This is a genomic window from Actinomycetospora callitridis (assembly GCF_028737265.1).
Classification (GTDB): domain Bacteria; phylum Actinomycetota; class Actinomycetes; order Mycobacteriales; family Pseudonocardiaceae; genus Actinomycetospora; species Actinomycetospora callitridis.
The window spans coordinates 83,753-104,104 of record NZ_JAQZAK010000003.1 but is presented as its reverse complement, the minus strand read 5'-3'; the positions used below and the strand labels follow the sequence as shown (position 1 = coordinate 104,104).

The window sequence follows — 20,352 nt, the reverse complement described above, 5'->3', positions numbered from 1 at the left end:
TCTCCTCGGTGGGTCCGGTGAAGGGCGCGGTCAGCTCATCGAGAGTCCGCCGCTGACGGACAGGGTCTGGCCGGTGATGTACGCGGCCTCGTCGGAGGCCAGGAACGCGACGGCGTTGGCGAGGTCGGCGGGTTGCGCGAGCCGGCGCAGCGGGATCGCCTTGACCAGTGCGTCGCGCAGCTTCGGGTTGTCCTCGGTGACCGACGCGAACAGCGCGGTGTCGGTCGGGCCGGGGCACACGCAGTTGACGGCGACCTGGTGGCGGGCCATCTCGCGGGCGGTGGTCTTGGTGAACGCGATGATCCCGCCCTTGGCCGCCGAGTACACCGCCTCGCCGGACGAGCCGACCCGGCCGGCGTCGGAGGCGAGGTTGACCACCCGCCCGCCGCCCTGCTCCACCATGATCGGGAGCACGGCCTTCGAGGTGTGCAGGACGCCGTAGAGGTTGATGCCGATGATCCTGTCCCAGTCGGCGGGGTCGGAGTCGACGAACGGACCGACCTTGTCGTAGCCCGCGTTGTTGACCAGCACGTCGATGCGGCCGAAGCGGTCGTGGACGGCGGCGACCATGACCTCGACGGACTCTCGCGACGCGACGTCGCACGTCAGGCCGAGCGCATCGCCGCCGAGGGCCCCCTCTCTGAGTGCGGCTGCGGTCTCGTTCGCCGTGGCCTCGTCGACGTCCGTGGCCACCACGGTGGCGCCCTCGGCGGCGAGCTTCTCGGCGATCCCGCGGCCGATCCCGCGCCCGGCTCCGGTCACGATCGCGATCTTCCCGTCCATCCTGCCCATGGGGTGGCCTCTCCTCGCTCGCGTGACGGCGGCACGGAGCGAAGCGGACGCGCCCCGTGGCGCGCAAGCAGGAGCCTCGAGACAGCTCCCGGGGCCGAGGGAGGTCGACATCTCCGTGGTGAAGCTTCGACAACCGAAGCGTCTCCCGCCGAGGCCGTCCCTCCGGGGCTCAGCCCTGCCCGGTCAGGCGGGCGTGGACGATCAGGTCGTCCCCGGCGGCGGCGCCCCCGTGGGCGATGAGCCGCAGCTCGGCGTCGACGCGGCCGACGAGCACGGCGGGGCCGCGTGCTCCGGGCGCTAGGCCGGGGCGGAACCAGCCGGCTGATCGGACGTCAGGGGCCACCGTCGGGTCACCGCGCCCCGCGCGCGATCTCCGCTCACGGGAGCCGGATCGTCGTCGCGGACGTAGCGTGGAGGGGTGAGCACCCCTTCCGCTCCTGCAGATCTCCCCACCACCGCCGGTGAGCTCGCGCGCAGCGGCCACCCGGCGGCCACGCCCAAGGGCGTCCGGACCGAACTGCGCGACAACCTCCTCGCCCGGCTGCGCGCCGGCGCGGACCCGTGGCCGGGGATCGTCGGGTTCGACCGCACCGTGCTCCCTCAGTTCGAGCGCGCGGTGCTCGCCGGCCACGACGTGGTGCTGCTCGGCGAGCGCGGGCAGGGCAAGACACGCCTGCTGCGCAGCCTCGTCGCCCTGCTCGACGAGTGGACGCCGGTGATCGCCGGCTCCGAGATCGGCGAGCACCCCGGTGAGCCGATCACGCCGGCGAGCCGTCGCCGCGTCGCCGACGAGGGCGACGACCTGCCGATCACCTGGCGGCACCGCTCCGAGCGCTACGCCGAGAAGCTGGCCACGCCCGACACCTCCGTCGCCGACCTCATCGGCGACGTCGACCCCGTCAAGGTCGCCGAGGGCCGCAGCCTGGGCGACCCCGAGACCATCCACTACGGCCTCGTGCCGCGCGCGCACCGCGGCATCGTGACGATCAACGAACTGCCCGATCTCGCCGAGCGCATCCAGGTCGCGCTGCTCAACGTCATGGAGGAGCGCGACATCCAGGTGCGCGGCTACACGCTGCGCCTGCCGCTGGACATCATGCTCGTGGCCAGCGCGAACCCCGAGGACTACACGAACCGCGGGCGGATCATCACCCCGCTCAAGGACCGCTTCGGGGCCGAGGTCCGCACGCACTACCCGCTCGAGATCGCCGGCGAGATCGCGCTCGTGCACCAGGAGGCGCACCTCGTCGCCGACGTGCCCGACCACCTCGTCGAGGTCCTCGCCCGCTTCACCCGCCACCTGCGGGGCTCCGGCGCGATCGACCAGCGCAGCGGCGTGTCTGCCCGGTTCTCGATCGCGGCGGCCGAGACCGTCGCGGCCGCCGCGCTGCGCCGGGCCGCGGTCACCGGCGAGGACATCGCCGTGGCGCGTCCCGTCGACCTCGAGGCGGTGCCGCCGGTGCTGCGCGGCAAGCTCGAGTTCGAGTCGGGGGAGGAGGGCCGCGAGGCCGAGCTGCTCACGCACCTGCTGCGCCGCTCGATCTCCGAGACCGCCCGCGCCCGCCTCGCCGGGGTCGACCTGACCCCGCTCGCCGACGGCGTGTCGGCCCTGGAGGGCGACCGGCGGGTCGTCACGGGCGACCGGATCGCCGCCAAGGACGTCGTCGACGCCCTGCCCTCGATCTCGGTCGTCTACACGGTCGCGGAGCGCCTCGGCGCCGCCGGCACGGAGGCCCCCGGGCCCCTGGCCAGCGCCGTCGAGCTCGCCCTCGAGCACCTGTACCTCACCCGCAAGCTGGCGAAGGACGACGACGCCGAGGACGGAACGGTGGCCTATGGCGGCTGACCCGAACCCGAGCGGCGGCCCAGAGGGCGGCCCAGGGGGCGGCCCGCGCAGCGGGCGCTACTCCTACGGCCGCTTCTACGACGGGCCGGACCCCCTGGCGCCGCCGTTCGACCTGCGGTCGGCGATGGACGAGCTCGGCCGCGACGTCATGGAGGGCACGTCGCCGCGGCAGGCGATGCGCGAGCTGATGCGCCGCGGGCTGGGCGACCAGCAGGGTCTCGACGACCTCATGCGCCGGCTCAACGAGCGGCGCAGCAAGCTGCAGCGCGAACACCGTCTCGACGGGACGCTGCAGGAGGTCCGCGAGCTGCTCGAGCGGGCGCTCGAGGCCGAGCGGAACTCCCTGCAGGCCGAGGACTCCGACGACGCCCGGTTCCGCGAGATGCAGCTCGACGCGCTGCCCCCGTCACCCGCGGGGGCCGTGGCCGAGCTGCAGGACTACGACTGGCGCAACGCCGAGGCGCGCCAGGCCTACGAGCAGATCCAGGACCTGCTGGGCCGGGAGGCGCTCGACCAGCGCTTCCAGGGCATGAAGCAGGCCATGGAGAACGCGACGCCGGAGGACGTCGAGCGGGTCCGCGAGATGATCTCGGACCTGAACGACCTGCTCGAGGCGCACGGTCGCGGCGAGGACACCGCCGAGCAGTTCGGCGAGTTCATGGCAAAGCACGGCGAGTTCTTCCCGGAGAACCCGCAGACCACCGACGAGCTGATCGACCTGCTCGCCGAGAGGGCCGCCGCGGCCCAGCGGATGATGAACTCGCTGTCGGCCGAGCAGCGCGCCGAGCTCGAGGGCCTCATGCAGCAGGCCTTCGGCGACCCGCGGCTGGCCGAGCAGCTCTCCCGGCTGGACCAGCAGCTCCAGGGCATGCGCCCCGGCGAGGACTGGCAGGGTCGCGGCCGCTTCCGCGGCGACGACCCGATGGGCATGGGCGAGGCCACCCGGGCCATGGAGGAGCTGGGGCAGATGGACGCCCTGGCCGAGCAGCTCTCGCAGTCCTACCCGGGCGCGCGGATGGAGGACATCGACCTCGAGGCCCTCGAGGCGACCCTCGGCGAGCAGGCCCGCGTCGACGCCCAGCGCCTGGCCGAGCTGCAGCGTGAGCTGGAGGAGCAGGGCGTCTTCCAGCGCGCCGCCGACGGCTCGCTGATGCTCTCGCCGAAGGCGCTGCGCCAGCTCGGGCAGTCCTCGCTGCGCGACGTCGTCGGCTCCCTGTCGACCCGTCGCGGCGAGCGGGAGACCCAGCGATCCGGTGCGGCGGGGGAGGCGACGGGCGCGACGCGCCCGTGGTCGTTCGGCGACACCGAACGCTGGGACGTCTCGCGCACGCTGCTGAACGCGGAGATGCGCAAGGCCGGCGGCGATGTGCGCGACCTCGACGTCTCCGACGTGGAGATCGTCGAGACCGAGCAGCGCACCCGGGCCGCGGTGGCGCTGTGCGTCGACACCTCGTGGTCGATGGTCGCCGACGGGCGCTGGGTGCCGATGAAGCGCACGGCGCTGGCCCTGCACCACCTGGTGTCCACGCGGTTCCGGGGCGACGCGCTGCAGCTCATCACGTTCGGCCGGCACGCCAAGGAGGTCGAGCTCGGGGAGCTGACCGCGCTGGAGGGCGCCTGGGAGCAGGGCACGAACCTGCACCACGCGCTGCTGCTCGCGGGCCGTCACCTGCGCAAGAACATCGACGCAGCGCCGGTGGTCCTCGTCGTCACCGACGGCGAGCCGACCGCGCACCTCGAGCCGGACGGGCACGCGGCGTTCGACTACCCCCCGAGCCCGGAGACGCTGCGCGCGACGCTCAACGAGGTCGACGCGCTGGCGCGCCTGCACGCGGCGATGACCGTGTTCATGCTCGGGGAGGACCCGCGCCTGGAGGCGTTCGTCGACCTCGTCGCCCGGCGTGCGGGCGGGCGGGTCGTCAATCCGGACCTGGACGGTCTCGGGGCCGCGGTGGTCAGCGACTACCTGGCGAGTCGCCGACGACGCTGAGGCATCGGGCGCGGGGCCCATCCACCACACGGCCCAACGCCTGGTGTCCGATTGACCCCGCCTCGACCACAGGGCGCCACCGCGAGGGAAAGCGGTTACGCTCGATCGTGGCTGGAGTCGATCCCCCCCCGCGACTCCTGGCCACCCCGGCCGGGTCCGTCATCCCGTGCAGGGCGGAGTGCTCGCCCACGACGTCCTGCTGACTCGACCCGGCCGGGGTCCACCACGGTGTTCGCACCGCAGGCGCGAGCGGTTCGCCACGAGTCGGGGCGGGCACCGCTGCGACGGGCTTAGGCTCGGGGGCATGCGAGCGTGGTCATCGGTCGACGTCCCGCGGGTGCCCGGCAGCCCGCCCCCGCTGAGGTTGCACGACACGGCGGGTGGGGACATCCGACCCACCACGCCGGGGGCCACGGCCCGGATGTACGTCTGCGGCATCACGCCCTACGACGCGACGCACCTCGGCCACGCGGCGACCTACCTGGCGTTCGACCTGATCCACCGCCTGTGGCTCGACGCGGGCCACGACGTGCACTACGTCCAGAACGTCACCGACATCGACGACCCGCTGCTCGAGCGGGCCGAGCGGGACAAGGACGACTGGGTCGTGCTCGGGATGCGCGAGACGGCGCTGTTCCGCGAGGACATGGCCGCCCTGCGGATCCTCCCGCCCCGTGACTTCATCGGGGCCGTCGAGGCCATGGACGAGATCAGCGAGCTGGTGGGCAAGCTCCTGGCCAGCGGCGCGGCCTACCGCGCCGACGACGCCGAGTTCCCGGACGTCTACCACGACCACACCGCCACCCGGGACTTCGGCTACGTCTCGCGCTACGACGAGGCACGGATGCGCGAGGTGTTCCCGCAGCGCGGCGGCGACCCCGACCGCCGGGGCAAGCGGGACCCGCTCGACGCGCTCCTGTGGCGCATGGCCCGCGAGGGCGAGCCGTCGTGGACCTCCGACCTCGGCGAGGGACGCCCCGGCTGGCACGTCGAGTGCGCGGCCATCGCCCTGAACCGTCTCGGCGACCAGTACGACGTCCAGGGCGGCGGCTCGGACCTCGCCTTCCCGCACCACGAGTACGGCTCGGCGCACGCCGAGGCCCTCACCGGCGCGCACCCGCTGGCCCGGCACTACTGCCACGCCGGGATGATCGGGCTCGACGGCGAGAAGATGTCGAAGTCCAAGGGCAACCTCGTCTTCGTCTCCCGCCTGCGGGCCGACCGCGTCGACCCCCTGGCCGTGCGCCTGGCCCTGATGAGCGGGCACTGGCGCACCGACCGGTCCTGGACCGCGGACCTGCTGACCGGCGGCCAGGCGCGGCTGCACCGCTGGCGCGACGCGGTCGCGGCGCCGACCGGGCCCGACCCCGAGGACACGATCGCCCGGGTGCGCGCGCACCTCGCGGACGACCTCGACACGCCCGGGGCGCTCGCGGCGATCGACGCCTGGGCCGACGAGGTGCTGCTGCGCCGCGGCGGCGAGGGGTGGACCGCCGACGGGCCGACGCGCCTCGCCGACACCGCCGACGCCCTGCTCGGGGTCACGCTGCGCTGACGCGGGTACCTCCCGCGCATGCCCCGCAACGTCCTCGGCGGCGAGCTCGCCGACTGCAGTCACGACCCCGTCACCGGCTTCTACCGCAACGGCTGTTGCGAGACCGGTCCCGACGACGCGGGCGTGCACACCGTGTGCGCCCGCGTCACCGAGGAGTTCCTGACCTACTCCGCGGAGCGCGGCAACGACCTGACCCGCGCCGACGCCGGCTTCCCGGGGCTGAAACCGGGCGACCGCTGGTGCCTGTGCGCGAGCCGCTGGCAGGAGGCGCTCGAGGGCGGCGCCGCCCCGCCGGTCGTCCTCGAGGCCACCCACGCCCGCACGCTCGAGTGGGTCGACCTCGCCCAGCTGGAGGCGCACCGCGCACGTGAGTGAGTTGGGCCGTTTCGACGACCCGGATCGCTCACATGCGGTACGCATCCCGCTGTGCCCTCGGAACCGCCCTCCGCGACCCAGGTCCAGGCGCACCGCTTCGCCGTGCGCCGCCTGGAGTCCGCGCTGGTCGACCGCGACCCGACGCCGCGCCACGACCCGGGGCGCCGCCAGAATCGCGCGCTGCTCGTGGGCACGGTGCTCGCGGTGCTGGTGCTCGTGGGGTTCGCCGTGGTCGGGCTCGTGCGCGGCGACGAGGGGTGGCGCGACGAGTCGGTGGTGCGCGGCGAGCCCTCCGGGGCGCTCTACGCCGTGGCCCACGGCCCGGACCGCCTGGTCCCGGCCCTGAACCTCGCGTCTGCGCGCCTGCTCGCCGGGGCGGCCGGTAACACCGAGGTGGGCGGGCCCCCGGTGCCGGTCCGCGACGACGCCCTCGCCGACGCGCCCCGCACCGCGCCGGCAGGCATCCCCGGCGCGCCGTCGGTGCTGCCGGACCCGGCCGCTCCCGCCCCCGACGCCTGGGCGATCTGCGACCGCGCGACGCTCGACCCCTCGGTGCCCGACCCCGCCGCCGACCCGGCGGTCACCACCGTCGCGCTCGGCGGGGTCCCGACGCCCGGGCGCCCGCTCGCGGCCGACGAGGCGCTGCTGCTGCGCGGCCCCGACGGGTTCTGGCTCGTCACCGAGGGGCGCCGGGCGCGCATCGACCCGTCGTTGGGGTCCGTGGTCCGAGGCCTCGAGCTCACCGGTGCGCGCCCCCGGAACGCCGGCCCGGCCCTGCTCGGCACGCTGCCCGAGGCCCCGCCGCTCGTCCCCGTGCAGGTCCCCGGCAGCGGGGGCACGCCCACCGACGCCCGCACCGCCGCGCTCGGCGTGCCCGTCGGCGCCGTCGTGAGCCCCGACGGCGGGCGCTTCTTCCTCGTCGCCGCCACCGGGGTGCAGGAGGTGCCGGCGGTGATCGCCCAGCTCGCCCGCTTCGCCAACCCCGACCCGGCCGCCGACCCCGGGATCGCCGCCGTCCCGCCCGGCCGGCTCGCCGCCGTCCCGCGGGTCGGGGTCGTCGACGTGCGCGCCTACCCGTCGGCGACCCCCCGGCTGGTCACCTACGACGAGGCCAGCACCACCTGCGTGCGCGCCGAGGCCTCCGGCGCCGCCGCCGTCTTCGCCTCGTCCGCGTTCCCCGGGCCGGTCGAACCCACCCCGCTGGTCGGGCCCCCGCTCGACGGCGCCTGGGTCGCCGGTGGCGGGACCTACGTCGTCCCGGTCGCGCCGGGAGCGCCCGCCTCTACCGATCCTGCTGCCGGCGTGCTCGTCGACCCCGGCGGGCGGGTGTTCGCCGTCCCGGACCCCGCGAGCGCCGCCGCCCTGGGCCTCGGTACGCCCCGCCCGGCCCCCCGCGCGGTGCTCGACCTGCTCCCGCGCGGCCCGACCCTCGACGCCGTCGCGGCCCAGTCGGCGCGCTGAGCGCCCACGAGGGGCACGTTGCGCAGCGTCGACGCGCTCGAACGGCTGCCGAACGTGCCCCTCGACGCACACGACGCTTCGAGAACCGAAGCGTCGCGCCGAGGTCGGTCGCGCCCCGGGCGCCGTCACCGCCCAGCCGGCCCGACGGGCTCGAACGGCTGCCGAACGTGCCCTCGAGCACGCGCGACGCTTCGAGAACCGAAGTGTCACGCCGAGGTCGGTCGCGCCCCGAGCGCCGTCACCGTCCAGCCGGCCCGACGGATCAGCGCCGCGGCACCAGCGCCGCGGCTCCGGCGAGCAGGACCCCCGCCAGGCCGAAGGCCGCGACGGGGGAGAGGTGGTAGGGCGCGAGGAACACCGCGGGCGCGGCGGCGGCACCGAGGAAGCGCAGGGCCTGCACCACCGACACCCCGCCGGCGGTGCCCCCGCGCAGGACCAGGGCGTTGACACCGACGAGCACCAGCTGGGCGGCCGCCCCGGCGAGCGCCCAGACCGCGGCCACCGCGATCGCCGACGGCAGCAGGCCGATCGCGGCGACGAGCACCGCGGCGGCGAGCGCGCCGAGGCGCACGACGACGCGCGGTCCGAGGCGGTCCACGCCGGCCCCGACGAGGCGCGCGGTGAGCAGTCCGGCGACGCCGAAGGCCGTGAGCAGCGCGCCCCGGAGCCCGGCGCCGAGAGCGAAGGCGTCCTCCACGCGCAGGGCGACGAGGAACGACAGCCCGCCCAGCGCGCCCCACGCCAGCCCGGCGACGAGCCCGAGCCGCAACACCGACGGGCGCCAGGCGTCGCGCAGGCGGGGCCGGTCGCCGGGGTCGGCGGGCGGGTCCGCGGGCAGCCCGGCCACCGCCAGCAGCGCGGCGACCACGGCCACGCCGACGAAGGCGAGACGCCAGTCGACCTCCGCGGCGAGCCCACCGACCAGCGGCGCGAACGTCATCCCGGCGGCCTGCAGGGACCCGTAGACGCCGAGCGAGCGCCCGAGACGCTCCGGCGGCGTGGCCGCGGCGAGCGACGCCAGCAGCAGGGGAGTGGTGAACGCGTTGGCCGCCCCCTGCAGGGCCCGCGCCGCGAGGAAGAGCCAGCCCTCGCCCGCCACGGCGCCGAGCAGCGAGAACACGACGTAGGCGACGTAGGCGACGCGCACGGTGCGGGCCGCGCCCCAGCGCTGGCCGAGCGTCCCCGACACGAGCATGAGCAGCGCGAAGGGGAGCAGGTACGCGGTCAGCGACGCCGAGGCGGCCGACGGCGACAGCCCGAGGTCGGCGCCCAGCTCGGGCAGCATCGACGCGGTGACCCCGCCACCGAACGGGCCGAGGAAGCCGCCCGCGTAGAGCGCGGCCAGCCGCAGCCGGGCGAGCCCGGAGCGTTCAGCCGCCGGAGCGGCGCTCACCGCTCCCAGGGGGCCTTGCCGGGCCCGGGCGGGCCGCCTGCGGTGCCGCCGGGGCCGTCGCCGCCGGGGCCGCGACGGCGCAGGTAGCGCTCGAAGTCGGCCGCGATCTCCTCGCCGGAGGCCTCCTCGAGGTCGGTCTCGGCGTCGCCGGCCTCCTCGAGGGCCTTCACGTACTCGCGGACCTCGTCGTCCTCGTCGGCCATCTCCGAGACCGTGCGCTCCCACTTCTCGGCCTGCTCGGGGAGACCGCCGAGCGGCACCTCGACGTCGAGGACCTCCTCGACGCGCTGCAGCAGGGCGATCGTGGCCTTCGGCGCGGGCGGCTGCGAGACGTAGTGCGGCACGGCGGCCCAGAACGAGATCGCGGGGATCCCGGCCTGGACGCAGGCGTCCTGGAGGACCCCGACGATCCCGGTGGGGCCCTGGTACCGCGAGCGCTGCAGCCGGTAGCGGGCGGCCGACGCCTTGTCGAACGAGGTGCCGGTGACCGGGACGGGCCGCGTGTGGGGCGTGTCGGCCAGCAGGGCGCCGAGCGTGATCACCGTGCCGACGCCGAGCTCGCGCGCCCGGTCGATGATCTCCGCACAGAAGGCGCGCCAGCGCATGTTCGGCTCGATCCCGCGCACGAGGATGAGGTCCTGCGCCGATCCCGGGGGACGGCAGCGGGTGAGCCGGGTGGTGGGCCAGTCGATGGCGCGGCTGACCCCGTCGACCATCCGCGCGGTCGGCCGGGACACCTGGAAGTCGTAGTACTCGTCGGGATCGATCGCCGAGAGTTCGGTGGCGTCCCAGTGCAGGGCGAGGTGCTCCACGGCCGTGCTCGCGGCGTCCCCGGCGTCGTTCCAGCCCTCGAACGCCGCCAGCATCACGGGCGCGTCGTCGCTGATGGGAGCGGTTTCCGACGCGTCGTCGGGGTCCTCGAGCTGTTCCGTTTCCTCGGCCTCGTCGCTGGACACGGGCTCGTCGAGGTGGTCGTCGGACTCGGGCACCCGCACAGCCTACGGGTCGTGACGAGGCTCGCAGTGCGTCCGGGACTGCTCGCCGATCACGTTACGATCGTGTGATGACTACTTCGAGTGAGTCTGCATTCCTGTCTGCCCTGCACTCCCGGGTGCTCATCGGAGACGGTGCCATGGGCACCGCACTGCAGGACCAGGATCTCTCGCTCGATGACTTCCAGGACCTCGAGGGCTGCAACGAGATCCTGAACGTCTCGCGTCCCGACGCCGTCCTCAGTGTGCACCAGGGACACCTCGAGGCGGGCGCCGACGTCATCGAGACCAACACCTTCGGCACGAACTGGGCCAACCTCAACGAGTACGACATCGTCGACCGTCTCCGCGAGCTCGCCCGCGAGGGCACGAAGATCGCCCGACAGGCCGCCGACGAGTACGCCACCACGGACCGTCCGCGCTTCGTGTTCGCGTCCAACGGACCGGGCACCAAGCTGCCGACGCTGGGCCACGCGCCGTTCGCGCTGCTGCGCGACCACTACAAGGAGTCGGTGCTCGGCGCCCTCGAGGGCGGCGCGGACGCCGTGCTCGTCGAGACGTGCCAGGACCTCCTCCAGGCCAAGTCGGCCATCCTCGGTGCCTACCGGGCGATGGACGAGTACGGCCTGCGGATCCCGGTCATCTGCCACGTCACCGTCGAGCTCACCGGCACGATGCTGGTCGGCTCCGAGATCACCGCGGCGCTCACGGCCCTCGAGCCCCTCGGCATCGACGGCATCGGCCTGAACTGCGCCACCGGCCCCGCCGAGATGAGCGAGCACCTGCGCGCCCTGAGCCGCCAGAGCCGCATCCCGGTCTCGGTGATGCCCAACGCCGGCCTGCCCGAGCTGGGCGCCAACGGCCCCGAGTACCCCCTGCAGCCCGACGAGCTCGCCGACTACTGCGCCTCGTTCGTCACCGACTACGGGCTCCAGCTCGTCGGCGGCTGCTGCGGCACGACCAACGCGCACATCAAGGCGCTGGCCGAGAAGTGCCGGGACCTCACGCCGGGCGCCCGCGACCCGAAGCCGGAGCCCGGTCTCGCGTCGGTGTACCAGGCCGTGCCGTTCCGCCAGGACACCGGCTTCCTCATGATCGGCGAGCGTTCGAACGCCAACGGCTCCAAGGCGTTCCGCGAGGCCATGGTCGAGGACGACTACGAGCAGTGCGTGGAGATCGCGAAGGCGCAGACCCGCGAGGGCGCGCACTTCATGGACCTCTGCATCGACTACGTCGGCCGTGACGGCAACGCCGACATGGACCGCCTGGCCCACGAGGTCTCGACGGCCTCGACGCTGCCGGTGGTGCTCGACTCCACCGAGGCCGACGTGCTCCGCACCGGGCTCGAGCAGCTCGGTGGCCGCAGCGCCATCAACTCGGTGAACTACGAGGACGGCGACGGTCCCGAGTCGCGCTTCATCAAGATCATGACGGTGGCCAAGGAGCACGGCGCCGCGGTCATCGGCCTCTGCATCGACGAGGAGGGGCAGGCCCGCACCGCGGAGTGGAAGACCCGCGTGGCGTTCCGCCTCATCGAGGACCTCACCGAGAACTGGGGCATGCGGGTCGAGGACATCATCATCGACTGCCTGACCTTCCCGATCTCCACCGGCCAGGAGGAGGTCCGCAGGGACGGCATCGAGACGATCAACGCGATCAAGCAGCTCAAGGAGCGCTACCCCGAGGTCCAGACCACCCTCGGCCTCTCGAACATCTCGTTCGGCCTCAACCCGGCCGCGCGGCAGGTGCTCAACTCGGTCTTCCTCCACGAGTGCACCGAGGCCGGCCTCGACTCGGCGATCCTCAACGCCTCGAAGATCCTGCCGATGTCGCAGATCGACGACGCGCAGCGCGACGCCGCGCTCGACCTCGTCTACGACCGGCGCGACGAGTCCCGCAACACCCCGGACCCGCTGCAGCACTTCATGAACCTCTTCGAGGGCGTCTCGGCCTCGTCGGCCAAGGACGCGCGTGCCGAGGAGCTCGCGGCCCTGCCGCTGTTCGAGCGCCTCGAGCGCCGGATCGTCGACGGCGACCGCAACGGCCTGGAGGCCGACCTCGACGCGGGCATGGAGGAGAAGGACCCGCTCGAGATCATCAACGAGACGCTGCTGGCCGGCATGAAGACCGTCGGCGAGCTGTTCGGCGCCGGCAAGATGCAGTTGCCGTTCGTGCTGGCCTCGGCCGAGGTCATGAAGGCCTCGGTGGCCCACCTCGAGCAGTTCATGGAGGCCGACGACAACGGCGGCAAGGGCAAGATCCTGCTGGCCACGGTCAAGGGCGACGTCCACGACATCGGCAAGAACCTCGTCGACATCATCCTGAGCAACAACGGCTACGACGTGGTCAACATCGGCATCAAGCAGCCGATCAACGCCATCCTCGAGGCGGCCGAGGAGAACAAGGTCGACGCCATCGGGATGTCCGGGCTGCTGGTGAAGTCCACGGTGGTCATGAAGGACAACCTGCAGGAGATGAACGACCGCGGGGTCGCGCAGAAGTACCCGGTGCTGCTCGGCGGCGCCGCGCTGACCCGCTCGTACGTCGAGAACGACCTCGGCGAGCTCTTCCAGGGCGACGTGCGCTACGCGAAGGACGCCTTCGAGGGCCTGCGCCTGATGGACACCGTGATGAGCGGCGACACCGAGCGCACCGAGGCCGAGGCGGCCAAGATGGCCGAGCGCAAGGAGCGCCGCGAGCGCTCACAGCGCATCCAGGCCAAGCGCGAGGCGGAGGCGGAGCCGGAGGAGATCCCCGACCACTCCGACGTCGCCCGGCGCATCGAGGTCCCGCAGCCGCCGTTCTGGGGCACCCGCGTGGTCCGCGGCATCCGGCTCAAGGACTTCGCCGGCCTGCTCGACGAGCGCGCGACCTTCTTCGGGCAGTGGGGCCTGCGCGGCTCCAAGGCCAGCGAGGACGGGCCGTCGTACGAGGAGCTGGTGGAGACCGAGGGCCGGCCGCGCATGCGCTACTGGCTCGACCGGCTGCAGGCCGAGGGCATCCTCGCCCACGCCGCCGTGGTCGCCGGCTACTTCCCGGCGATCTCGGAGGGCCAGGACATCATCGTGCTCGCCGAGCCGGACCCGGACGCCAAGGAGGTGCACCGGTTCTCGTTCCCGCGCCAGAAGCGGGACCGCCACCTGTGCCTGGCCGACTTCTTCCGCACCCGCGAGGAGGCCAAGGAGCTCGGCGGTGTCGACGTGCTGCCGATGAACCTGGTGACGATGGGCCAGCCCATCGCCGACTTCGCCAACACGCTGTTCGCGGAGAACTCCTACCGCGACTATCTCGAGGTCCACGGCCTCGGCGTGCAGCTCACCGAGGCGCTCGCCGAGTACTGGCACCGCCGCGTGCGTGAGGAGCTCGGCTTCTCCGACGGCTCGGTCATGGCCGACTCGGACCCCGAGAACGTCGAGGAGTACTTCAAGCTCGGCTACCGCGGCGCCCGGTACTCGCTGGGCTACGGCGCCTGCCCGAACGTCGAGGACCGCGTGAAGATCGTGGACCTCCTCGAGCCGGGCCGCATCGGCGTCGAGCTCTCCGAGGAGGACCAGCTGCACCCCGAGCAGTCCACGGACGCGCTCGTCGTGCACCACCCGGAGGCCAAGTACTTCAATGCCTGATCTCCATGGGCGCTAGCCTCGCGGCCGTCCTGTGGGACATGGACGGCACGTTGGTCGACACCGAGGGCCTCTGGTCGGTGACGATCCAGGAGCTCGCCGCGCACCACGGCGGCGAGCTGTCGGCCGAGACCCGCGAGGAGCTGACCGGGTCCAGCCTCACCCGCACCGTGCGTGCGGTGCGGGCGGAGGTCGGCCTCGACCCGGACGACCCCGACGGCGTGGCCACGGACGGCCGCTGGCTGACCGACCGCACCGCGGAGGTCTTCGGCCGCGGCGTCCCGTGGCGCCCCGGCGCCCGGGAGGCCCTCGCGATGGTGCGGGCCTCGGGGCTCCCCACGGCGCTGGTCACCAGCACCTACCGGGAGCTCACCGAGGTCGCGCTCGACACCATCGGCCGGGAGTTCTTCGACGTCACCGTGTGCGGCGACGAGGTGCCGGCGACGAAGCCGGACCCGTCGCCCTATCGGCTCGCCACCGAGAGACTCGGCGTCGACCCCCGCGCGAGCGTGGCCGTCGAGGACTCGCCCACCGGCACGCGCTCGGCCGTGGCGGCCGGCGCGACGGTGCTCGTCGTCCCCGCCGAGGTGCCCGTGCCGGCGGGGGAGCGCCGCGTCCTGCGCGAGAGCCTCGTCGGGCTGACCCTCGACGACCTCCGCGACGCCCTGCGGAACGGGTCGGGGAGCGACCACCGGACGCGGGCCGTTGCGCGCTGAGCGCTCCGTCACACGGTCGGCAGAGCGCCTGTGCCCGAACGCACCAGCGCCGTGATCGGCTTCCCTACCGACCGCCCGTTCGGCGCGCCGGAGAGCCCGGACGGCGCCCCGGACGAGCGAGGGACGAACATCCCGGGCGTACGAGGAGAATCCCGTGGTGTGCGACCCCACGTGACGCCGTGCGACGATGGCTCGACGTGAAGACGTTCGACGTGCTCTTCGACGAGCTCACGACCAAGGCGCGCGACCGGCCGGAGGGATCCGGCACCGTCGCAGCGCTGGACTCCGGGGTCCACGCCCAGGGCAAGAAGGTGCTCGAGGAGGCCGGTGAAGTGTGGATCGCCGCCGAGTACGAGACCGATGACAAGCTGGCCGAGGAGATCTCCCAGCTGCTCTATCGCGTCCAAGTGATCATGCTCGGGCGCGGTCTCACGCTCGACGAGGTCTACAAGCACCTGTAGTCGACACCCACAGGTGTCAGGAGGAGGAGCCGTGCTCCGCGTCGCCCTACCCAACAAGGGGTCCCTGTCCGAAGAGGCGTCGACGATGCTGCGCGACGCCGGCTACCGGCAACGCACCGACAGCCGCGACCTGACCCTCCACGACGAGGCCAACGGCGTCACGTTCTTCTACCTGCGCCCCAAGGACATCGCGACCTACGTGTCCGAGGGCCAGCTCCACCTCGGCATCACCGGGCACGACCTCACCGAGGAGTCGAGCGCCTCGGTGAACCAGCTGCTGCGGCTCGGCTTCGGGCACTCGAAGTTCCGCTACGCCGCCCCGGCGCGGAACGAGTGGACCGTGCAGGACCTCGCGGGCAAGCGGATCGCGACGTCCTATCCCCGGCTGGTGCGGGCGAACCTCGCCCAGCAGCGCATCGCGGCCAAGGACGTCATCCGCCTCGACGGCGCCGTCGAGATCTCGATCGAGCTGCAGGTGGCCGACGCCATCGCCGACGTCGTGAGCTCCGGGCGCACCCTGGCCCAGCACGGCCTGGTGGCGATCGGGGACCCGATCACGGAGTCCGAGGCCGTGATCATCGACCGCAACGCGAAGTTCGACCAGGCGCCGGACACGGCGGACATCGAGCGCTCGAAGTCCCGCTTCGTCGAGCGGCTGCGCGGCGTCGTCTACGCCCGCCGCTACGTGATGCTCGACTACGACTGCCCGATCGACCTCAAGGAACGGGCGATCGAGCTGACCCCGGGGATCGAGTCGCCCACCGTCGCGCCGCTGTCGAACGAGAAGTTCGTCGCGGTGCGCTCCATGGTCGAGCGCAAGCGGGTCAACGACATCATGGACGAGCTCGCCGACCTCGGGGCCACGGGCATCGTGACCTCGTCGCTGCAGTCCTGCCGGGCCATCGGCGCCACGAACGGCACGCGCTGAGGCCCGGGTAGGGATCAGCGCGGCCGGACCGTCAGCGCCTGGGCGGCCCTCCCGACCCGTCCGTGCTCGTCGTGGAGCACCGAGAACGCCGTCCCCAGCCCCTCCGGCCCGATGACGCTGTCGGCGTCGAGCCCGATCCACTCGCCCCGCGGGGCGCGGTGGACGTGCAGCGTCAGGTCGGTGTTGACGAACAGCCAGTCGTTGAGGTCGAGCCGTGACGCGGCGCCGTTGGTGGAGTCGGCCACCGAGGCGAGGCGCTGCCACGGGGTCGGCTCCTCGTCGTCGACGACCGGCACCAGCAGGCGGCCCCACGCCTGCCCGGGCCCGGACTCGCCGAGGTGCCCGGCGATCCAGCGCCACTCCAGGGCGTCGAGGTAGCCCGGCAGCCAGCCCTCGGGGGTGGGGATGACGCGGCCCTCGTCGGGGCCGGGCATCGCCGGTCCGGGATCGGTGGCGGCGGCGGACGTGTCGGTGACCGCCAGGCGCCAGCCCGCCGCGCGCGCCACCGCCCGGCCGTCGGCGGCCAGCTCCGCGGACACCAGCTCGATCGTGCGCCCGGGACGCTCCACGCGGGCGGACACGGTCAGCTCGCCGACCGGCACCCGCCCCAGGACCTCGACGGTCAGGCGCGAGAGCACCACCTCGTCCCGGGGCTCGCAGCGCTCCAGCGCGCGGACCAGCAGCGCGCTCGGCGGTCCCATGTGCTGCGCCCCGGGGAACCAGGGGCCGGCCGTCGAGTCGGTCGCGAGCACGCGCTGGACCCCGGGCGGGTCGTCGGCCGCGGGCGTCAGCAGGCGGAAGAAGGGCTCGGTCGGGGTCACGGGGGCTCTCCGCAGCGGGGTCGGGGGAGGGAGCAGGACGGGGCCGGGGGTCGCCCTCGCTACGATCATCGCCTGCCACCGACCAGGGGGACCGTGTGACGGGAGCCAGGACACGCGTCCTGCTGGCGGTGCTCACCGCCGCCATGGCCATCGCGGGCGTGCTGGTGGCGACGTCGCTGGGCGGGGCGGGCTCGGGGCCGGAACCCTATCGAGGGCCGTCGCGCGACCTCTACACGCATCCCTTCGCCTGGGACTCGATCTGGAACCTGCCGCTGGCGCAATCGGCGCAGTTCGCGCCGTTCAACACGCAGGCCCGCGACGTCTACCTGGACATCGAGAACATCAGCGTCGACCCGGCGTTCCCCGTGCGCGAGGCGGTGTGGCCCCGCGGCCGCGTCGACGTGCACGTCGACCCCGGGCTCTCGGCCGACGGCTCGTACAACAACTGCTCGACCTTCCTCGCCGACACCCCGGACGAGGAGACGGTGGTGGCCGGGCAGCCGCTGCGCCTGCGCCCCGGCGGCGACCCGTCCTACGACTTCTCCTTCCCCGCGGTGCCGCTGCGCGGTGACGGCAGGCTCGGGTGCCACGGCGGCTCGAACCTCTCCGGGATCGGCGGCAGCATCCGGGTCGGCGAGATGTCCAAGCCCGAGCCCCTCCGGCACCCGCTGAAGATCAACCTCAACTGCGAGCTGAGCTGCAGCACCGCGCAGGAGGGGTTCCGCTGGCCGGCCTTCAAGGCCGACGGGGCCTTCCGCGACGTCTACCGCGGGCCGGACCCGCGCGTGCACATGGGCACGCTGATGGGGCTGCCCCCGGACGTCGACCTGAGCTGGATCACCGAGCCGGACACCCGCAAGATCGCCGAGGCGTTCCGCGACTACGGCGCCTACGTCGTCGACGAGACGGGCGGCGAGCCCTCCAACGCCCTCAACGCCCAGGCCGGCGCCCAGAACGAGATCCCCAACATCGACTCGCGACAGATGGTGCGGCTGTTCACCTCGCTGAGCATCGTCACGAACAGCACCGAGGCCACCCCCGGCGGCGGGGCCCTGGGCACCCCGCGGCGGGCGCCGTGCGCGCTGCCGTTCCCTGACGGCACCGGCGGGGCGCCACCTGGTTGCTGAGGCCCGGATGCTGACGGGTGGTCACCCCGGCTCGCGGGGCCGGGGGACGGGCAGCGGCGTGGGCCAGCCCGGGTAGGGCGGCGGCGTCCCGCCCCACGCCGGGCACCGCGGGCGGTAGTCGCAGAAGGCGCACCCGGGGCCGGGGTTCGGGCGGAAGTCGCCGGCGGGCGCGGCCCGGCGGATCGCGGACCAGACCGCCCGCAGCACGCCGGCGAACCGCTCGAGCTCCGCGGCCGTGGGGCGCAGGGTCAGCGTCGTCACGTCGCCGAGCTGCAGCAGCCGCACCGTCGGCACCACGCCCCGGCTGCGGGCGAGCAGGAGCGCGTAGAACCGCACCCCGAACAGCGCCCGCAGCTCGCCGCGCACCGGCGGCGCTCGTCCGGACTTGTAGTCGACGACCGTGAGCCCGTCGGGCCCGGTGTCCAGCCGGTCGAGGTGGCCGCGCAGCGGCGTCGGCCCCTCGGGCCCCTCCAGCTCAGCCTCGACCCGCAGCTCGCGGGCCTCCGACGTCACGCCGCGCGGATCCTCCAGGGCGAAGTAGCGCTCGAGGAGCGGGGCGAGCCCCGGGTCGTCGCCGAGCAGCGCGCGGTCGGCGGACTCGAGCTCGTCGAGCACGTCCCGGGCGAGGTCCCGGGCGGCGTCCGGGCGGCGGTCGTCGGGCGCCAGGGCGTGCAGCCGCTCGAGCACCGCGTGCACCAGCGTGCCCCGCAGCGCGGCGGGCGAGGGCGTCTCGGGCAGCCGGTCGATCGCGCGGAAGCGGTAGAGCAGCGCGCAGCGCCGGAAGTCGACCGCCCGCGACGGCGAGAGCGCGGGCGGGCGCGACGGTGCGGCGGGGACATCCGTCGCGTCGGCCTGCGTGCTCATGGCCGCCACGGTAGGTCGGCACCCCGACAGCTCCTGTCCTCCTCGGGGACCGTGATCGCTCCGGGTGCTCCTCGGAGCCCGTGTGGCGGGCTCACCGGAGCACCTGGAGCGATCACGCGGGCTCGCCCGCCGCGAGGGGCACGTTGCGCATGATCGACAGACGCGGCGCGCTGCCGAACGTGCCCCTCGCGGCGCCGCACCCCCTGGTCCCTAGGGTGGGTCGTCGTGCAGAGCGACGGAGCGGTCACCGACGAGACGCCGGTCGAGACCGTCGCGCCCGAGGACAGCGGTGCCCGGGACATCAGGCCCGAGGACACCGACACCGCGGACGCCGCCCCCGAGGACGGCGACACCGAGGACGGCGACACCGAGGACGGCGACACCGAGGACGGCGACACCGAGGACACCCCGCCCGTCGACGCCCCCGACGAGCGCGGCCCGGTCCGCAGCGGCCCGTTCCGTCCCGGCGACCGGGTGCAGCTCACGGATCCGAAGGGCCGGCACTTCAGCCTGGTGCTCGAGCGCGGGCAGAGCTACCACACGCACCGCGGGGCGATCGCGCACGACAAGCTGATCGGCGCCCCCGAGGGCAGCGTGGTGCTCTCGGCGGCGAACACGCCCTACCTCGCCCTGCGCCCCCTGCTGCCCGACTACGTGCTCGCCATGCCGCGCGGCGCCCAGGTGATCTACCCGAAGGACTCCGCGCAGATCCTGATGTGGGGCGACGTCTTCCCGGGCGCGCGGGTGCTCGAGGCCGGCGCCGGGTCGGGCGCGCTGACGTGCAGCCTGCTGCGCGCCGTGGGGCCGGCGGGCCACGTGCGCTCCTACGAGGTGCGCGCCGACCACGCCGAGCACGCGGTCGCGAACGTCGAGCGCTTCTACGGCGAGCGCCCGGAGAACTGGGACCTGCGCGTCGGCGACCTCGCCGACCACGACCCCGAGGAGACGGCCGACCGGATCGTCCTCGACATGGCCGCGCCCTGGGAGTGCCTCGACGTCGTGCGCGCGACGCTCGTGCCCGGCGGGGTGCTGGTCGGCTACGTCGCGACGACGACGCAGCTCTCGTCGCTCACCGAGGCGCTGCGTGAGCAGGCCTGCTGGACCGAGCCGCAGGCGTGGGAGGCCATGGTCCGGCCGTGGCACGCGGTGGGACTCGCCGTCCGTCCGGAGCACCGGATGATCGCGCACACGGCCTTCATCGTGACCGCGCGACGGCTCGCGGACGGCGTCACGCCCCCTCGGGTGCAGCGGCGACCCAGTCGGGGCTGACCGTCCCCGACCAGGTCGGATGTCGACCGAGGGTGAGCGAGTGGTGCTGTTCCGTGGTGGTCAACTCACCCACCGTGACAGCGCGCAAGGGGGTGGCGTGAGAAGTCCGTCACCGGGACGCTACTCCACGGACACCTCGATT

General features: G+C 73.8%; 15 protein-coding genes and 1 pseudogene. 11 read left to right on the top strand and 5 right to left on the bottom strand.

Translation table 11 applies throughout. The features are described 5' to 3' along the window. Nucleotides 1-30: 30 nt before the first annotated feature. A complete protein-coding gene (locus PH191_RS11875) occupies nucleotides 31-792 on the bottom strand; it encodes an SDR family NAD(P)-dependent oxidoreductase (protein WP_274194817.1) in 762 nt (253 codons plus the stop codon). A gap of 418 nt (nucleotides 793-1,210) precedes the next feature. Here PH191_RS11875 and PH191_RS11870 point away from each other — a divergent pair, with 418 nt between their 5' ends. From PH191_RS11870 to eccB, 5 genes are all read left to right on the top strand, one after another. Continuing rightward, on the top strand, nucleotides 1,211-2,638 hold the full coding sequence (locus PH191_RS11870) for an ATP-binding protein (RefSeq protein ID WP_274194816.1): 1,428 nt from the start codon (nucleotides 1,211-1,213) through the stop codon (nucleotides 2,636-2,638). Further along, nucleotides 2,628-4,628, top strand: coding sequence for a vWA domain-containing protein (locus PH191_RS11865; protein WP_274194815.1), 2,001 nt, complete (start codon nucleotides 2,628-2,630; stop codon nucleotides 4,626-4,628). Before PH191_RS11870 ends, PH191_RS11865 begins: the two co-directional genes overlap by 11 nt. Nucleotides 4,629-4,932: 304 nt before the next feature. Continuing rightward, a complete protein-coding gene (gene mshC, locus PH191_RS11860; RefSeq protein WP_274194814.1) occupies nucleotides 4,933-6,183 on the top strand; it encodes a cysteine--1-D-myo-inosityl 2-amino-2-deoxy-alpha-D-glucopyranoside ligase in 1,251 nt (416 codons plus the stop codon). An 18-nt stretch (nucleotides 6,184-6,201) separates the two neighbouring features. Then, on the top strand, nucleotides 6,202-6,558 hold the full coding sequence (locus PH191_RS11855; protein WP_274194813.1) for a DUF2237 family protein: 357 nt from the start codon (nucleotides 6,202-6,204) through the stop codon (nucleotides 6,556-6,558). A gap of 51 nt (nucleotides 6,559-6,609) precedes the next feature. Then, nucleotides 6,610-8,019: a type VII secretion protein EccB gene (gene eccB, locus PH191_RS11850; protein WP_274194812.1), complete on the top strand. Its 1,410-nt coding sequence runs from the start codon at nucleotides 6,610-6,612 to the stop codon at nucleotides 8,017-8,019. 262 nt (nucleotides 8,020-8,281) lie between these two features. Here the strand turns inward: eccB and PH191_RS11845 are convergent, their stop codons facing one another. After that, nucleotides 8,282-9,412 carry an MFS transporter gene (locus PH191_RS11845; RefSeq protein ID WP_274194811.1) on the bottom strand — a complete coding sequence of 377 codons (1,131 nt, stop codon included), beginning with the start codon at nucleotides 9,410-9,412 and terminating at the stop codon, nucleotides 8,282-8,284. Beyond that, nucleotides 9,409-10,278: a PAC2 family protein gene (locus tag PH191_RS11840; protein ID WP_274195278.1), complete on the bottom strand. Its 870-nt coding sequence runs from the start codon at nucleotides 10,276-10,278 to the stop codon at nucleotides 9,409-9,411. Before PH191_RS11840 ends, PH191_RS11845 begins: the two co-directional genes overlap by 4 nt. A 197-nt stretch (nucleotides 10,279-10,475) precedes the next feature. Here PH191_RS11840 and metH point away from each other — a divergent pair, with 197 nt between their 5' ends. The 4 genes from metH to hisG all read left to right on the top strand — a co-directional run bounded on the left by metH (nucleotide 10,476) and on the right by hisG (nucleotide 16,129). Then, nucleotides 10,476-14,027 (top strand): methionine synthase, encoded by a 3,552-nt coding sequence (gene metH, locus PH191_RS11835; RefSeq protein ID WP_274194810.1) that lies wholly within the window; start codon nucleotides 10,476-10,478, stop codon nucleotides 14,025-14,027. 5 nt (nucleotides 14,028-14,032) lie between these two features. Then, entirely contained in the window at nucleotides 14,033-14,740 is a 708-nt protein-coding gene (locus tag PH191_RS11830; RefSeq protein ID WP_274194809.1) for an HAD family hydrolase, read from the top strand. 197 nt (nucleotides 14,741-14,937) lie between these two features. Next, on the top strand, nucleotides 14,938-15,201 hold the full coding sequence (locus tag PH191_RS11825) for a phosphoribosyl-ATP diphosphatase (protein WP_274194808.1): 264 nt from the start codon (nucleotides 14,938-14,940) through the stop codon (nucleotides 15,199-15,201). 31 nt (nucleotides 15,202-15,232) lie between these two features. Further along, nucleotides 15,233-16,129, top strand: coding sequence for an ATP phosphoribosyltransferase (hisG, locus tag PH191_RS11820; RefSeq protein ID WP_274194807.1), 897 nt, complete (start codon nucleotides 15,233-15,235; stop codon nucleotides 16,127-16,129). Between the two features lie 14 nt (nucleotides 16,130-16,143). On the opposite strand, the gene PH191_RS11815 is transcribed toward hisG, so the two are convergent. Then, nucleotides 16,144-16,950: a thioesterase family protein gene (locus tag PH191_RS11815; protein ID WP_420791798.1), complete on the bottom strand. Its 807-nt coding sequence runs from the start codon at nucleotides 16,948-16,950 to the stop codon at nucleotides 16,144-16,146. Between the two features lie 95 nt (nucleotides 16,951-17,045). On the opposite strand from PH191_RS11815, the gene PH191_RS11810 reads away from it, so the two are divergent. Continuing rightward, nucleotides 17,046-18,077, top strand: coding sequence for a hypothetical protein (locus tag PH191_RS11810; protein ID WP_274194806.1), 1,032 nt, complete (start codon nucleotides 17,046-17,048; stop codon nucleotides 18,075-18,077). A 21-nt stretch (nucleotides 18,078-18,098) separates the two neighbouring features. On the opposite strand, the gene PH191_RS11805 is transcribed toward PH191_RS11810, so the two are convergent. After that, on the bottom strand, nucleotides 18,099-18,941 hold the full coding sequence (locus PH191_RS11805; protein WP_274194805.1) for a RecB family exonuclease: 843 nt from the start codon (nucleotides 18,939-18,941) through the stop codon (nucleotides 18,099-18,101). A 447-nt stretch (nucleotides 18,942-19,388) separates the two neighbouring features. On the opposite strand from PH191_RS11805, the pseudogene PH191_RS11800 reads away from it, so the two are divergent. Further along, nucleotides 19,389-20,210: pseudogene (locus tag PH191_RS11800) on the top strand (tRNA (adenine-N1)-methyltransferase); the annotation flags it as partial. Nucleotides 20,211-20,352 lie beyond the last annotated feature (142 nt).

Bases quoted from the DNA above. Each gene is read 5' to 3' on its own strand.
- PH191_RS11865 (WP_274194815.1), top strand. From the start codon at position 2,628: ATGGCGGCTGACCCGAACCCGAGCGGCGGCCCAGAGGGCGGCCCAGGG.
- PH191_RS11855 (WP_274194813.1), top strand. From the start codon at position 6,202: ATGCCCCGCAACGTCCTCGGCGGCGAGCTCGCCGACTGCAGTCACGAC.
- mshC (WP_274194814.1), top strand. From the start codon at position 4,933: ATGCGAGCGTGGTCATCGGTCGACGTCCCGCGGGTGCCCGGCAGCCCG.
- PH191_RS11840 (WP_274195278.1), bottom strand. From the start codon at position 10,278: ATGCTGGCGGCGTTCGAGGGCTGGAACGACGCCGGGGACGCCGCGAGC.
- PH191_RS11875 (WP_274194817.1), bottom strand. From the start codon at position 792: ATGGGCAGGATGGACGGGAAGATCGCGATCGTGACCGGAGCCGGGCGC.
- PH191_RS11805 (WP_274194805.1), bottom strand. From the start codon at position 18,941: ATGAGCACGCAGGCCGACGCGACGGATGTCCCCGCCGCACCGTCGCGC.
- metH (WP_274194810.1), top strand. From the start codon at position 10,476: ATGACTACTTCGAGTGAGTCTGCATTCCTGTCTGCCCTGCACTCCCGG.
- PH191_RS11830 (WP_274194809.1), top strand. From the start codon at position 14,033: ATGGGCGCTAGCCTCGCGGCCGTCCTGTGGGACATGGACGGCACGTTG.